We start from the raw sequence: 14,289 nt of genomic DNA on the forward strand, positions 1-14,289 counted from the left end.
TACACTAAAGTCTGGAAAAGGTACCAGCAGACCTGGTCCTATGGCAGCTCACGAAGTTTCTGACAGAATAATTCAAGAAATTAGAGACTATCTTAAAAAAGTAAATGGAAGACTATGCGACGAAAAGTATGAATATTTCGATAAGGTTAAACCAGGAAAGAAAAAGGTAGTAATCTTAAAACAGGTTGCAGGTCAAGGAGCTATGTATGATACAGGATTGTTTGGCAGAGAACCAGGTGGATTCTCAGGCTGTAGATCTATTATAGATATGGGAAATGTACCTATGATAGTAAGTCCAAACGAGTATAGAGATGGAGCATTAAGAGCTATGCACTAAGCTATGAATCAGAGGTGATTAATGTGGGAATTGGGCCGTCTACAAAGGAAACTACCCTGCATCATTTTAGAGATCCTCTTCTTAATGTGGTATCTAATGATGGAGATGTAGACCTTTTAGGAATTATAGTATCAGGAACTCCTCAAGAAAATGAAGACAAGGTGTTTTCAGCTCAAAGGGCTGCAGCTTGGATAGAAGCTATGAGAGCTGATGGAGCAATAGTATCTATTGATGGCTGGGGAAATAGTAATATAGACTTTGCTACTGCCCTAGAGGAAATAGGAAAAAGGGGAATTCCAGTAGTAGGAATGAGCTTTGTTGGGACACAAGCACAATTTGTAGTTACTAACCAATATATGGACACCATAGTTGATTTTAACAAGTCGATAGAGGGAATTGAGACTGAGGTTGTAGGAGAAAATAACGTAGTGGAACTAGATGCTAAAAAAGCTTTAGCTTTCTTAAAATTAAAAATGAGAAAAAGGGAGGACTAAAAAATGAAAAGTTCAAAAACAATATTTGCGATTGATTCACATACAATGGGAGAGCCAACAAGAATAGTAGTGGGAGGAGTTCCAAATATTCCAGGAAAAACTATGCCTGAGAAGAAGGCTTACTTAGAAGAAAATTTAGACTGGGTAAGAACAGCTATAATGCTTGAGCCAAGAGGACACAATGATATGTTCGGTTCAATAATAACTCAGCCAACTACAGATGAAGCTGACTTAGGAATAATATTCATGGACGGCGGCGGATACTTAAATATGTGTGGTCATGGTTCAATAGGAGCAGCGACTGTAGCAGTGGAAACAGGAATGGTACCAGTAACAGAGCCTGTAACAAATCTTACATTAGAAGCACCAGCAGGACTTGTAAAAGCTAGTGTAAAGGTTGAAGATGGAAAGGCAAAGGAAGTTTCCATAATAAACGTACCAGCTTTCTTATATAAGAGAGATGTAGAAGTAGATGTACCTAACGTAGGAAAAGTAACAATGGATATATCCTTTGGAGGAAGCTTCTTCGCAATAGTTAAGGCAGAAAAGTTAGGAATAGATATATCACCAGCAAATGCTCAAAAGATAATAGAACTAGGAATGGACGTTATAAAGGCTGTAAATGAGCAAGTTGAAATACAACATCCAACACTTCCACATATAAAGACAGTAGACTTATGTGAGATTTATGGACCAGCTAAGAGCGAAGATGCAACAATGCAAAACGCAGTTGTATTTGGTCAAGGACAATTAGACAGATCGCCATGTGGAACAGGAACAAGTGCTAAAATAGCTACTTTATACGCAAAAGGCGAACTAAAGATGAACGAAGACTTTATATATGAAAGTATAATACAAACAAAATTCAAAGGAAGAGTACTTGAAGAAACTAAAGTTGGAGATTTTGATGCAATAATTCCTGAAATAACAGGAGCAGCATATATAACAGGACACAATCAATTCTTTATAGATCCTGAAGATCCTGTTAAACATGGATTTATACTAAAGTAATTACCTTAAACTGGCCTATTGATTACAGTTTAATATCATGATATATTATTAACAAAGATTTAATAAAAAATTAAAAAAATTTAAACAAAAGGCAAAAGGGAGGATATACAATGGTAAAGATAGTATTTGGATTACTTCTACTTTTAGTAGCATACTTTGCATTTGTGTTTTTTACGGATTATGCAAAGGCCGCAAAAGAAGGAAGACTAGAAAAGTCAAACTTTTTAGCACTTGGCGCAGTAGGATTTGTTACAAATTTCCTTGATACTCTAGGAATAGGAAGCTTTGCTCCAACAACAGCTTTGTTAAAGTTTTTTAAGCTTTCAGAGGATAGAACAATACCAGGAACTCTTAATGCTTCCTGTACTATACCAGTTGCGATTGAAGCACTTATATTTATAACAGTTATAAAGGTTGATCCAGTAACATTGTTCTCAATGCTTGCGGCAGCAACAGTAGGTGCTGTAGTGGGAGCTGGAATTGTATCTAAACTTGATGAGAAGAAAATACAGCTTGGAATGGGAATTGCATTACTTTTAGTTGCTTTAACAATGCTTGCACAACAATTAAACTTAATGCCTCCAGGTGGAGATGCTATAGGACTTACAGGTGGAAAACTTGTAATAGCAGTAGTTGCTAACTTTATCCTAGGAGCGCTTATGACACTAGGAATAGGACTATATGCTCCATGTATGGCACTTGTATTCGCACTTGGAATGAGCCCTAAGATTGCGTTCCCTATAATGATGGGTTCTTGTGCATTCTTAATGCCAGCAGCATCAGCTAAGTTCGTTAAAGAAGGAGCTTATGATAGAAAAGCTTCTATGGCAATAACTATATTTGGTACTATAGGAGTTTTCATAGCTGCATATATAGTTAAAGAGCTACCTTTAAATGTATTAAAGTGGTTAGTAATAGTAGTTATCATCTATACTTCAACAATGATGTTTAAATCAGCTAACAAAGCTAAACAGGCTGCAGCATAATAAATAATTAAGATACCTCTGTAATTTAAAATTGCAGGGGTATCTTTTTTATTAAAATTTAACCTCTTTAACTATAACGTACTATAGTTGGTCTTATGTGGACAGAATAAAAGCCCTTTCAGTGGAAAAACTAATTTTAGAAAGGGGAGATGAAAATGACTGATAGAATACATCATAAAGCAAGTAATAGAGAAAATAAAAGAAATGATATGAATAGACCTTCAGGAAATAAAAAGAATACTAAGAATCCTCCAAAGTTTGAGAACTTTGATGGAAAACCAATATACTAAAGGAAGTGGGAATATGAGTACTGGAAAGAAATCAGATATAAATGCTCAAGGTGTAAATATAGGTTCAAAACGAACACAAAGTAGCAACAGTCAGCAAAAAGATGAAAAAAGACAAAGAAAGGGGTAAGCTATAGTGAATAAACAAGAAGGAATGGATATACAGCATGCTTTTAAAACTAAAAACAATAAGCCTGGCTCAAAGGCTGTAGGACCACAAGAAGCTAAAGCTATAAGAACGGGAAAACAAATAGTGAAATCCTATGACTAGTTTATAACTATAAATAGAAATTATCTATTTATAGATTTAAAATATAAGAATAAAATCCACATTAAGTGTGGGTTTTATTTTTATACAAAGTTTTACCAATCAGTGTAAACAAATAACTTTTTAATAATGATATAATTTAGATAAATGTCTAACGGTAAGGAGATATAGCTAATGAAAAAGTTGGATAGAGACTTCTACAACAGAGATACAGGGATTGTAGCAAAAGAACTTCTAGGAAAAATATTAGTTCATGAATTTAATGGACAGAGGATTTCTGGTAAAATTGTTGAAACAGAAGCTTATTTGGGAGTCACCGACAAAGCAGCTCACTCTTATGGAGGGAGGAAAACACCTAGGGTTGAGGTCATGTATGGGAAACCAGGAGTTTCTTATGTTTTTATAATATATGGTATGTATTATTGTTTTAATGTGGTTACTAGAGAAGAGGGAACTCCTCAAGCAGTTTTAGTAAGAGGTTTAGAACCATTAGAGGGTATCGAGCTAATGGCGGAAAATAGGTTTAAAAAATCTTATGATGAGCTTACTAAAACCCAGATAAAAAACTTAACTAATGGTCCAGGAAAGCTATGCAACGCCCTATTAATAAATAAGGAGCAAAATGGAGAGGATTTATGTGGCAGCAGGTTGTATATAGAAGAGGGAGAAAAAGAAGATTTCAGTATAGTAACTTCAAAACGTATTGGAATAGATTATGCAGAGGAAGCAAAGGATTTTCCTTTAAGATTTTATGTACAAGATAATAAATATGTATCAGTAAAGTAATTCTATTAGGGGATGGGAAGATGAATTATGTCTATATTTTAAAGTGCAGTGATGGAACACTATATACAGGATATACAAAGGATTTAGAGAAAAGGTTAAAGGTACATAATGCTGGAAGAGGGGCTAGATATACAAGGGCTAGATTACCTGTTGAATTAGTGTATTATGAGGAATATGAAACAAAGTGTGAAGCTATGAGAAGAGAATATGCTATAAAACAGTTAACAAGGAAAGAAAAAATTCAACTAATTTGCAAGAATTTTTCACAAGTGGATAACAAAATACATATTATACAGTAAAGCAATTTTAGGAGTGAGGCTTATTGTTATATGCACTAATTCTTGCAGGAGGCAAAGGAACAAGATTGTATCCTCTTTCCAGGTCTAAAAATCCAAAACAGTTTTTGAAAATTATAAATAATAAAAGCTTCTTAAGAAATACAGTAGATAGAATAAAGCCTTTAGTTAACAAAGAAAATATTTATGTAGTGACTAATGAAGAGTATATAGATAGGATATATGAGGAGTTGCCAGATATATCTAAAAACAATATATTTGCAGAGCCAGAGAATAAAGAAACCGCTACCTGTATAGGTCTCTCAGCTATGAAGCTGTTAAAGAAGGATGCTAATGCAACTATGATTATTTTGCCCTCAGATCATTATATAGAGAATGAGAGAGCATTTTTAAATACAATTTCCCAAGGAAAAGATATTGCGGAAAGAAGACGAGGACTTGTAACTATAGGAGTTGAACCTACGAGACCAGAAACTGGCTATGGATATATAGAAATGGGAGAAAGGATTAATGGAGATATCGCAAGTTATAAAATAGAAAGATTTTTAGAAAAACCTAATTTTGAAGTAGCTAAGGATCTTGTTCTTAAAGGAACTTATCTATGGAACAGTGGAATGTTTATATGGAGAGCAGATACTTACTTAAGAGAAATGCAAAAATATTTGCCTAAGATGTACAAGAGTATGCTTGCTATATATAATGACTTGGATACAGATAGAGAAGCGGAAACTATCAAAGAACAATATGAGTTAATAGATGGAATTTCTGTGGATTTTGGAATTATGCAAAAGACTAGAAAGGCATATGTAATTAAGTGTGAGTTTCTATGGGATGATATAGGGACGTTTACTGCATTAGGAAGGTTTTTGAAAGATTTCGAAGGTAATAATGTAACAGGAAGTACCTTTTTAGAGTCTAGTGAACGCTGCACTGTATTTGGAAAAGATAAATTGATTATAGCATTCGGAGTAAAAGACTTGATAATAGTAGAGGCAGGGGATGTTATACTTGTTATGGATAAAAATAAGGACCAGGAAATAAAGTACCTTGTAGATCTGTTAAAAAGCCAAGATAATATGGAAAAGTATTTATGATTGAATGAGAAGGCTGTTAACAAATGATTGTTAGCAGTCTTTTTGTTGATAATAAAGTTTTCCAATATTTAATTTAAATAATATATTTATATATGATAAAATATAAAAAGAGATTTAATAAAGGGGGGATCAAATGACAAGAGAATTAAAAGCGGATTTAAGCCTGTTATTGATTACAATTATATGGGGAGTAACTTTTCCTATAACTAGTGTAATACTTAAATATGTACCGCCATATTCACTAATAGCTTTAAGATATTTATTAGCAGGGTTAATTCTAGCAGCAATATTTTATAAGCGGTTAAAAACTATGAATAAGGAAACTTTAAAAGCAGGACTATTAATTGGAACGTCAATATTTGTAGGTACTGCACTGCAAGTAATAGGAATGCTATACACAACACCAAGTAAGTCAGGATTTATCACAGGACTTAATGTTGTTATAGTACCTTTAGTGCTTGCATTACTATATAAGAAGATACCAGATTTAAAGACTATAATAGGAGTTATATTATCCGTAATTGGTCTTGGTGTCATATCCATAAATGGAGATTTAACTATAAATTTTGGAGACTTTCTTACAATATTAGGTGCTGTAGCTTTTGCAGCTCAGATAATACTTGTAGATAAATGTGTTAAGGATGCAGATATAATAGCATTAACCTGTATTCAAACCTTAATTGTAGGAATATTAGCACTTATCCCTGCCGGTGCAATTGAAAAATTAGATATAGTATTCAATTATGGTTCAGTAGCTTCAATAGTCTTTATGGCTATATTTTGTACAATAATAGCTTACTTAGTTCAAAATAAAATGCAGCCATATACAAGTCCTACCCATGCAGCCATAATATTTTTAGCAGAGCCTGTTTTTAGTGCTATATTTTCTACTTTTATTGGGGATAGGCTTACAGGAAAAACTTTAACAGGCTGCGGATTAATTTTACTAGGGATGATTGTAATTAACATTAAGACTAACAATGGGGTGAAAGCTGTAGAAATTGAAACTAATGTATAGGAGATAGATATAAATGAGAACACTTTATTATGACTGTTTCTCCGGTATAAGTGGAGATATGAACCTAGGGGCATTAATAGATGTTGGAGTAGATAAAGAATATTTAATAAAAGAACTTTCAAAATTAAATTTAGATGAATACGAACTAAAGATAGATAAGGATAACAGAAAAGGTATTACAGGAACTAAGGTAGATGTAATTTTAAAGCATCATAGCCACACTAATAGTGCTTCAAGTCACGATCATCATAATGTGGAACATGATCATATTAGTGGTGAAAATCACAAACACTGTCATAATGATAATAACCATGAGCATAATCATCATCATAGAAATTTACAGGATATAGAACTAATAATACAAAAAAGCAACTTAAATGAGAATATCAAAAATATAAGTTTAGGAATATTTAAAAAGGTTGCAGAAGCAGAGGCGAAAGTTCATGGTAAAACCATGAAGGAAGTCCATTTTCATGAGGTTGGTGCAGTAGATTCTATAGTTGATATTGTTGGCGCAGCTATTTGTTTTGATTGCCTTAAGATTGATAGAATAAAAGCCTCAACCGTAGAAGTAGGTTCTGGATTCGTAAAGTGTGCTCATGGTGTGATGCCGGTCCCTGCACCGGCAACAGTTGAAATACTAAAAGGTGTGCCATTAAGGTCTAACTTATCCTTTGAAGCAACAACTCCAACAGGGGCTGCTATTTTAGCTTATGCCGTAGAAGAATTTACAGATAGGAGAAACTTTAAGATTGATAAAATAGGTTATGGAATAGGACAGAAGGATATTGGAGATATACCTAATGTTTTAAGGGTTTATATAGGAGAAGAAATTAAAGAGGAGATGTTTTCTAATGATTTATTAGAAGATCCTTCAGAGTATCAAGAACTAACAGCTGATGAAGTAGAGGTAACAGAATGTAATATAGACGACATGAATCCTGAGATGTACGACTATATTATGGAATTACTTTTTAATAAAGGAGCACTAGATGTTTATCTAACACCTATAATTATGAAAAAAGGAAGACCAGCAGTGAAATTAAATGTTATTTATACTAAGGAGAAAAGTGAAGAAATTAGGGAAATAATTTTAACCCAAACTACCACTTTAGGTATTAGAAAGTATAAAGCCCATAGAGATATTTTAAAAAGAGATTTTGTAAAGGTCAAAACCAAATATGGTGAAATTACTGTAAAGAATGCCTATTATAAGGGCAAGAAAATAAAGTCTAAGCCAGAATATGGGGATTGTAAAAGGGCTGCATTAGAGAATAAAGTTAGTATAAATGACGTTTATAGTGAAGTAGCTTTAAATGATCGATAAAAATTATAGTGAAGTATGAGTATATAGTATTTTATGTTTTTTATAGGGATAAAGCTAGATACTATAAGTTAGGAGATGGGGTAAATGATTAAAGACGAGAAATATAAAAAGTTAATAAGTTATCTACAAGGTCTAGAAAGCGTTGTAATTGCTTTTTCAGGAGGCGTAGATAGCACTTTTTTAATGCAAGCAGCAAAAGAGGCCTTAGGAGATAAGGTATTGGCAGTTACTATAGTATCACCATATATTCCAACATGGGAAGTAAAAGAGGCAAAAGAATTAGTAAAAGAGCTCAATGTAAGACATGAACTTGTAGAAGTACCTGTTATACTTGATGCTATAAAAAATAATCCTGAAGATAGGTGTTATCTATGTAAACACTTTGTTTTTAGTAAGATTATAGAGTTACAAAAGGATAAAGGATTTAAATATGTAGTAGATGGAACAAATTTAGATGATACTAAGGATTATAGACCAGGAATGAGGGCGTTAAAGGAACTAGGGGTAGTAAGTCCTCTTTTAGAGAATAACATATCAAAGGAGAATATTAGAAGGTTTTCGAAGGAATTAGGGCTAGTAACTTGGGATAAACCAGCTTACGCATGTCTCCTCTCGAGAATACCTTATAATCAAGAAATAAAAATTGAAGATTTGAGAAAAATCGAGAGAGCAGAAGTATATTTAATGAAACAGGGATTTAAGGGAGTAAGAGTAAGAAGTCATGGTGATCTAGCTAGGATAGAAGTTCAAAGACAAGATAGAACTCGTTTTATCAGTGAAGAGTTAATGGATAAAGTAGGAGAAGAATTTAAGCAATTAGGATTTAGGTATGTCACTTTAGATTTGCAGGGATATAAAATGGGGAGCCTGAATAAATAATTAGAAAAGAGTGATAGTATGGATTTGAAGGAAACTAGAGAATTACTGGAGAAGATAAAAAACGGTAATTTAACTGTAGATGAAGGAATTAAAAAGCTCCAAGACCTTCCTTTTAAGGATTTAGGATATGCTAAGGTAGATAATCACAGAGAACTTAGGGTTGGATATCCTGAGGTAATATACTGTGCGGGAAAAACTCCAGAGCAGGTAAGCGGGATAGTAAGCTTTATGCTCACGAAGGGTTGTAATATACTTGGAACAAGAGCAACGGAGGAAGTTTTTCAGGCAGTTAGGGATGTATGTCCAGAGGCAGAATATAGCCGGGAAGCTAAGGTTATAACTATAAAGAATAAAGATATGAAAACTTCAGATACATATATAGCAGTAGTTACTGCAGGGACTTCTGATATACCAGTAGCGGAGGAGGCTGCGATTACAGCGGAGATTTTTGGAACTAAGGTAGAAAGAATATATGACGTAGGAGTAGCTGGAATTCATAGACTTCTTGATAGATTAGATGTAATAAGAGAGGCAAAAGTTATTATTGTTGCAGCAGGAATGGAAGGGGCCTTAGCAAGTGTTGTAGGGGGATTAGTGGATAAACCAGTAATTGGAGTACCTACTAGTGTTGGATATGGTGCTAGCTTTGGAGGAGTGTCTGCACTACTAACTATGCTTAATAGTTGTGCTAGTGGCGTTAGCGTTGTAAATATAGACAATGGCTTCGGAGCTGGATATCTTGCAAGTATGATAAATAGGTTGTAGATATCAGGAGAATGTTTATGAGAAGATATATAAAGATTTTAATAGTACTATTTTTAATAAGTATAATAACTTTTATGTCCGCTTGTAGCAGCAATAGACCTGCCTCTAAGGATAAAGAGACTTTAGAGGGTAAGATTGTAGTATTAACGGATAGAAGATATGAGAAACAGTTGAAGGTTGCTGCAGATAACTTTGAAAAGTTTCATAAAAATGTGGTAATAGATATAGATGTAGAGGATAAATCCACAGAAAAAATTAGCAAAGAGTATATGAATAATAAAGAAAGACCTATAGATGTAATAAGTGTAGAGGATAAGTCTGTTCAAAATTTATTATATAGGTTTCCGGATACTTTTTTAGATGTAACTGATGATGTAAGTTATCTAAAAGATAAAATCTCTACAGGTAAGTTTGATAACCTAACTTTGAAAAATAGAGTGTATGGATTGCCTTTAAGTTCTTCTCCAAAAGTTATGCTTTATAGAAGCGATATTTTAGGGAGTCTTGGTATAAATCTAGATGATATTAAGACATGGAAAGATTATATAGACTTAGGTAAGAAGATAAGTAAAGATACTGGAAAAAGCCTTATGACAAACATAAGAGATGAAAACAGTAATTTGTATTATATTCTAGCTAATCAGCTTAATACATCGTATTTTGATAAAGATGGAAAGCTGAATTTAAGCTCTGAGCAATGGATTAAAGCTTTAGAGATGGTCAAACTACTATATTCAGAAGGAACAGTTTACGATCTGTCTCACAAGGATTCTATTATAGAAAATATAAAAAAGGATAAAATAATTTCCTTTATAGCAGATCCTCTTTATGTTACTGACTTAATTCAATACCTACCAGAGCAAAAGGGAAAATGGAGGGCAATGAAGCTTCCTGCTTTTGAGGCAGGTGGAAATAGAGATGTGTCTGTTGGCGGGTTAAACATCATGATTAATAAGTCATCAGCTAACTTAGAAATAGCAAAGGAATTTGTAAAATTCGCTGCAACAGATAACCGTACCCAAATAGAAATGATGAATAGTCAAGGAGCTTTTCCAGTGTCAACAGATATTTATAATTTAGTTGAGTTCAATAAAAATAATGACTATTACAATGAAAAAATTTGGTTTCTATTTAGCAGTGTAGAGAAAGGTTCTCAAGGAATAAAATACGTTTCTAACTTTCAAGTTTTAGATGAATCTATAAAGGATGCTTTATCTATAGAAAATTTAAAAAGCAAAGATATAAAGTCTATCATGGATCAACTTCAAAAGGAGTTAGAGAATAAAACTACAATAAAATAGTCTATGATAAACGTTTACAAAGATTATGCTTTGGTATATAATAGCTATGTAAAGGGATTAATCATAGGGAATTTTAATATTTAAATAAACCTCCTGACTTGGAACGGAAAAGAGTCAGGAGGCTTTATTTATTTTCCGTATAAAATATTTTTGTAAGCTTCAATAGTTTGCTCTGAAGTTTTTGACCAAGAAAATTGAGAGGCTCTCTTTAGAGCTTTAGTGCTTAATTCAATTCTTATACTTTCATCATTTAATAGTGCTTCAAGAGAATACATAATACTTTTCATATTAAAGGGGTCTATAAGGATTCCTCCGTCTCCAACTACTTCAGGTATGGAGGAGATATCAGAAGTGATTACAGGAGTTCCGCAACTCATAGCTTCTAAAGGAGGAAGACCAAACCCTTCATATATGGAAGGATAAACAAATACGTTACAGCTATTATAAAATACAGGTAGAAGCTCTTCTTGAACGAAGCCTGTAAATATTACATTAGATTCTATATTCAAGTCTACACTTAACTGCTTTAGGATATTGATATCGTCTTTGTTTGCTCCAACAATAACTAGATCGTGTTCCTCATCTAAGTTTTTATGAATACTAGAAAAGGCAGTCATTAAGGCTGATACATTTTTCCTTGGGCTGAAACCGCCTATATAAAGCACAAAAGGTTTAGTTATATTATAAGCTTCTCTTAATATCTCCTGACATTTATCTTTATCTAGTGGTTTATACTTACTATCTGCAGCTAAAGGTGTTACAAAGACCTTGTCTTCCTCGATAGGGAAGAATTTCAGAACATCTCTTTTAGAACATTCTGACACTGTTATAACTCCATCGCAAAGTTCCAGTATTCTAGGCATCTCCCTTAGAAATTTAGATAAGTATCCTCTGCCCACAGTCTCAGGTAAAATATAAGGAATCAAGTCATGTATAGTTACTACTTTCTTACAAGGGATGCTTTCAGATATGCCTATGCCATTTTGAGGAATGTGATATATATCTACATTTTCCTTTTTTAGATTACTGGGAAAGTATTGTTGTTCGAAAAATCTGTGATGTTTTTTAGATGCTATTACTATCTTTGTATTAACATCTTCAAAATCTTGATAATTTTCTCCAGACCAGTAAATCTGATAAAAATTATCTTTATTATTTTGAATCATATATCTTAGGATTTTATCTGTGTAAGTCCCTATACCAGTTCCTTTATACCAATTAATACCTCTCGCATCCATAGCAATTTTCATAAAAATATCTACCTCCACCTAAAATTGAGAGTCCTACCCCCAATTCAACATAACCATATCTATGACAAAAAAATAAACTCTACTATATATTATTAATATTACGCTAAAAGTGTGTCATTTAGCACACACATATAAGTTAATTCATATAATACATATATAGCAGTAGTTTGGAGGAAGGATCTTGGATATAAGACAGGTACAAAATGTAGTTGAGCAAGCTTATGAACTAAAGGTTAATTCTATAGAAAAGATAAAAAATGTATATAAAGTTCACACTGAGGATAACCAATATTGTCTAAAAGTAATAAAATATAATTTCGGCCATTTCCTATTTATTATATCAGCCATAAAACATCTCCAAAATAATAAGTTTAAAAGCATTCCTGAAATAATAAAAACTAAGGATGGATTAGAGTATATAAATTTATATGGCAACTATGCCTATCTTACTAACTGGATAAATTCTAGACAATGTAACTACGATAATCCTGTAGAAATATTAATTGCCTCTTCAAAATTAGCTGAACTTCATAAAAAAAGCAAGGGATTTAGGCTCACAGAAGATATGAAGCCTAGGATTGGATGGTTTAAGTGGATAGAGACTTTCAACACAAGAAGAGATGAAATATTAGATTTTAAAAAGAGAATAGATAAAAGGGAAAAGAAAACTGAATTCGATGAAATCTATTTAAATATGATGGAAGAAGAATTGGAAAGAGCAGAAACTTCAGTAGAGCATTTAAAGGAAAGCAAGTATATAGACGTTATGAAGACTGAAATAGAAAATAGGGGTTTTTGCCACCATGATTATGCAAACCACAATGTTTTGATAGATAGTAATAGCGAGGTAAATATTATAGACTTTGATTACTGTATGCTTGATACTCACCTACATGACTTAGCAAGCCTACTTATAAGGCGTATGAAGAATGGAAAGTGGAGTATTGGGAATTCTTTGTTTGTTTTAGAAGCCTATAGTACAGTAAACAAGGTTAAACAAGAAGATATACCGATAATGGCTGCATTTATGGAGTTCCCTCAGGATTACTGGCAAGTAGGAATTCAATACTATTGGGAAAAGCAGCCTTGGGGTGAGGACTTTTTCTTGAAAAAGTTAAGAAAGATAAAGGCGGATAGAGATGAAAAACAAGAATTTTTAGATGAGTTTAGATTTATACAGTATGAGTAAAAATTTATGAAAGGAAGTATGATTATGTCACATAAAAAGGTGAAAAAGGAAGAAGAAGCAATGAATTTAAAGTCCTATGAAGATAAGGTGGAAGTTTTGAAGAGATCAGTGAAGGAGTTAAAAAAGATAAAAAAAAGAGAAGAAGAGGTAAAGAAGCTAGAAAAGAAGAAAAAGAAATTATTAAAGGAGATGAAAAGAAAGAGTAGGTAACACTTAGTGAGGAGGTTTTGAAGTGTACTGCGACAACCTTACATTATGTTTTATAAAGTATCTAGAAAGTAAAGGCATTAAGAAGATAGATGAGTTTAAGGATCAAATACAGTATGAAAATTTAACAGCAGGTATGGTAAAAGAGCAAATCCTAAATATTACTGAATTTCACTCAAATACCCTAGGATATATGGAAGTAATGAATAAAAGACTTGATAACAATATTGGGAAGACTGTAGAGCAGTATAAGATATATATAAAAAGACTAAGTAAGGACTTAGACAATTTGTCTAAAAAGACACCGGTTAATGAATTTGAAAAAATTTTATTAGATAAAGGAGATATTTACTTAACAAGGGCTAGAAAAGTTATTGATACTATATATATAAATAATTATATAGGTCTTATAATGAGGAGTATGAAGAGATCTGAGATGTGCATTGGAGACACATCTTTTAACAACTTAAGAAGAGAAGATTTTATAGAAATAAGAAATATAAAAGATTGCTGCTACGATATGGTTGAGATGGATTTAGTGCACTTGCTAGGAAAGATTAGGCGAAAGGGAATAGAATTAAATTTTGGTGAATTAGTAAAGGAGTTTTGCTATTTAGAATCCTTAGAGAAGGATAGTGAACTATTTATAATATCCCTTATATCTTATCCTTATGAATTCATGAAATGTTGTAATAGGTATAGAGAAAAAAGTAAAAGCTGGACAGAAGATGAATATGTTTTAAAGTTAAAAAAGGCTATGGTGGCAGATGGGAACAGTTTAATTTAAGGAGGTG

General features: G+C 32.7%; 17 protein-coding genes and 1 pseudogene. 17 read left to right on the forward strand and 1 reads right to left on the reverse strand.

What is annotated here, in order from left to right; translation table 11 throughout:
• From P8V03_RS05470 to P8V03_RS05535, 14 genes and pseudogenes are all read left to right on the forward strand, one after another.
• Positions 1-337: pseudogene (locus tag P8V03_RS05470) on the forward strand (proline reductase cluster protein PrdD); the annotation flags it as partial.
• A 23-nt stretch (positions 338-360) separates the two neighbouring features.
• A complete protein-coding gene (locus P8V03_RS05475) occupies positions 361-831 on the forward strand; it encodes a glycine/sarcosine/betaine reductase component B subunit (protein WP_261670449.1) in 471 nt (156 codons plus the stop codon).
• Positions 832-834: 3 nt separating this feature from the next.
• On the forward strand, positions 835-1,842 hold the full coding sequence (locus P8V03_RS05480; RefSeq protein ID WP_261670450.1) for a proline racemase: 1,008 nt from the start codon (positions 835-837) through the stop codon (positions 1,840-1,842).
• 110 nt (positions 1,843-1,952) lie between these two features.
• Positions 1,953-2,828, forward strand: a complete 876-nt coding sequence (locus P8V03_RS05485) for a TSUP family transporter (protein WP_318797113.1) — start codon at positions 1,953-1,955, stop codon at positions 2,826-2,828.
• 155 nt (positions 2,829-2,983) lie between these two features.
• Positions 2,984-3,118, forward strand: coding sequence for a hypothetical protein (locus tag P8V03_RS05490; protein ID WP_261670452.1), 135 nt, complete (start codon positions 2,984-2,986; stop codon positions 3,116-3,118).
• A 133-nt stretch (positions 3,119-3,251) separates the two neighbouring features.
• Positions 3,252-3,386, forward strand: coding sequence for a hypothetical protein (locus tag P8V03_RS05495; RefSeq protein WP_318797115.1), 135 nt, complete (start codon positions 3,252-3,254; stop codon positions 3,384-3,386).
• Positions 3,387-3,557: 171 nt separating this feature from the next.
• Positions 3,558-4,169 carry a DNA-3-methyladenine glycosylase gene (locus P8V03_RS05500; RefSeq protein WP_318797117.1) on the forward strand — a complete coding sequence of 204 codons (612 nt, stop codon included), beginning with the start codon at positions 3,558-3,560 and terminating at the stop codon, positions 4,167-4,169.
• A gap of 20 nt (positions 4,170-4,189) precedes the next feature.
• The gene (locus P8V03_RS05505) at positions 4,190-4,468 is read left to right on the forward strand and encodes a GIY-YIG nuclease family protein (RefSeq protein WP_261670455.1); all 279 of its coding nucleotides are present in this window, start codon (positions 4,190-4,192) and stop codon (positions 4,466-4,468) included.
• Positions 4,469-4,491: 23 nt separating this feature from the next.
• Positions 4,492-5,559, forward strand: a complete 1,068-nt coding sequence (locus tag P8V03_RS05510) for a mannose-1-phosphate guanylyltransferase (protein WP_318797121.1) — start codon at positions 4,492-4,494, stop codon at positions 5,557-5,559.
• 133 nt (positions 5,560-5,692) lie between these two features.
• Complete coding sequence (locus tag P8V03_RS05515) at positions 5,693-6,577, forward strand: DMT family transporter (RefSeq protein ID WP_318797123.1); 885 nt, start codon at positions 5,693-5,695, stop codon at positions 6,575-6,577.
• A 13-nt stretch (positions 6,578-6,590) separates the two neighbouring features.
• Positions 6,591-7,904 (forward strand): nickel pincer cofactor biosynthesis protein LarC, encoded by a 1,314-nt coding sequence (gene larC / locus P8V03_RS05520; protein ID WP_318797124.1) that lies wholly within the window; start codon positions 6,591-6,593, stop codon positions 7,902-7,904.
• Positions 7,905-7,988: 84 nt separating this feature from the next.
• Complete coding sequence (larE, locus tag P8V03_RS05525) at positions 7,989-8,783, forward strand: ATP-dependent sacrificial sulfur transferase LarE (RefSeq protein WP_318797126.1); 795 nt, start codon at positions 7,989-7,991, stop codon at positions 8,781-8,783.
• A gap of 18 nt (positions 8,784-8,801) precedes the next feature.
• Positions 8,802-9,548: a nickel pincer cofactor biosynthesis protein LarB gene (gene larB / locus P8V03_RS05530; protein WP_261670460.1), complete on the forward strand. Its 747-nt coding sequence runs from the start codon at positions 8,802-8,804 to the stop codon at positions 9,546-9,548.
• A 17-nt stretch (positions 9,549-9,565) separates the two neighbouring features.
• Positions 9,566-10,849 (forward strand): ABC transporter substrate-binding protein, encoded by a 1,284-nt coding sequence (locus tag P8V03_RS05535; protein WP_318797129.1) that lies wholly within the window; start codon positions 9,566-9,568, stop codon positions 10,847-10,849.
• A 128-nt stretch (positions 10,850-10,977) separates the two neighbouring features.
• On the opposite strand, the gene P8V03_RS05540 is transcribed toward P8V03_RS05535, so the two are convergent.
• Entirely contained in the window at positions 10,978-12,099 is a 1,122-nt protein-coding gene (locus P8V03_RS05540; protein WP_318797131.1) for a glycosyltransferase family 4 protein, read from the reverse strand.
• 181 nt (positions 12,100-12,280) lie between these two features.
• Here P8V03_RS05540 and P8V03_RS05545 point away from each other — a divergent pair, with 181 nt between their 5' ends.
• The 3 genes from P8V03_RS05545 to P8V03_RS05555 are packed head-to-tail and all read left to right on the forward strand — an operon-like array spanning position 12,281 to position 14,282.
• Positions 12,281-13,288, forward strand: coding sequence for a CotS family spore coat protein (locus P8V03_RS05545; RefSeq protein ID WP_261670463.1), 1,008 nt, complete (start codon positions 12,281-12,283; stop codon positions 13,286-13,288).
• Positions 13,289-13,312: 24 nt separating this feature from the next.
• Positions 13,313-13,498 (forward strand): hypothetical protein, encoded by a 186-nt coding sequence (locus tag P8V03_RS05550; protein WP_261670464.1) that lies wholly within the window; start codon positions 13,313-13,315, stop codon positions 13,496-13,498.
• Positions 13,499-13,520: 22 nt separating this feature from the next.
• Complete coding sequence (locus P8V03_RS05555) at positions 13,521-14,282, forward strand: spore coat protein (protein WP_318797133.1); 762 nt, start codon at positions 13,521-13,523, stop codon at positions 14,280-14,282.
• Positions 14,283-14,289: the final 7 nt, after the last annotated feature.

Origin of the sequence: Clostridium tanneri (assembly GCF_033659955.1) — a bacterium.
Classification (GTDB): Bacteria; Bacillota; Clostridia; order Clostridiales; family Clostridiaceae; genus Clostridium_AM; species Clostridium_AM tanneri.

What these genes read in the sequence shown, in the direction of transcription:
- P8V03_RS05550 (WP_261670464.1), top strand. Translation starts at nt 13,313, where the DNA reads ATGTCACATAAAAAGGTGAAAAAGGAAGAAGAAGCAATGAATTTAAAG.
- larE (WP_318797126.1), top strand. Translation starts at nt 7,989, where the DNA reads ATGATTAAAGACGAGAAATATAAAAAGTTAATAAGTTATCTACAAGGT.
- P8V03_RS05490 (WP_261670452.1), top strand. Translation starts at nt 2,984, where the DNA reads ATGACTGATAGAATACATCATAAAGCAAGTAATAGAGAAAATAAAAGA.
- P8V03_RS05500 (WP_318797117.1), top strand. Translation starts at nt 3,558, where the DNA reads ATGAAAAAGTTGGATAGAGACTTCTACAACAGAGATACAGGGATTGTA.
- P8V03_RS05515 (WP_318797123.1), top strand. Translation starts at nt 5,693, where the DNA reads ATGACAAGAGAATTAAAAGCGGATTTAAGCCTGTTATTGATTACAATT.
- P8V03_RS05540 (WP_318797131.1), bottom strand. Translation starts at nt 12,099, where the DNA reads ATGAAAATTGCTATGGATGCGAGAGGTATTAATTGGTATAAAGGAACT.
- P8V03_RS05485 (WP_318797113.1), top strand. Translation starts at nt 1,953, where the DNA reads ATGGTAAAGATAGTATTTGGATTACTTCTACTTTTAGTAGCATACTTT.
- larC (WP_318797124.1), top strand. Translation starts at nt 6,591, where the DNA reads ATGAGAACACTTTATTATGACTGTTTCTCCGGTATAAGTGGAGATATG.
- P8V03_RS05505 (WP_261670455.1), top strand. Translation starts at nt 4,190, where the DNA reads ATGAATTATGTCTATATTTTAAAGTGCAGTGATGGAACACTATATACA.
- P8V03_RS05480 (WP_261670450.1), top strand. Translation starts at nt 835, where the DNA reads ATGAAAAGTTCAAAAACAATATTTGCGATTGATTCACATACAATGGGA.
- P8V03_RS05535 (WP_318797129.1), top strand. Translation starts at nt 9,566, where the DNA reads ATGAGAAGATATATAAAGATTTTAATAGTACTATTTTTAATAAGTATA.
- larB (WP_261670460.1), top strand. Translation starts at nt 8,802, where the DNA reads ATGGATTTGAAGGAAACTAGAGAATTACTGGAGAAGATAAAAAACGGT.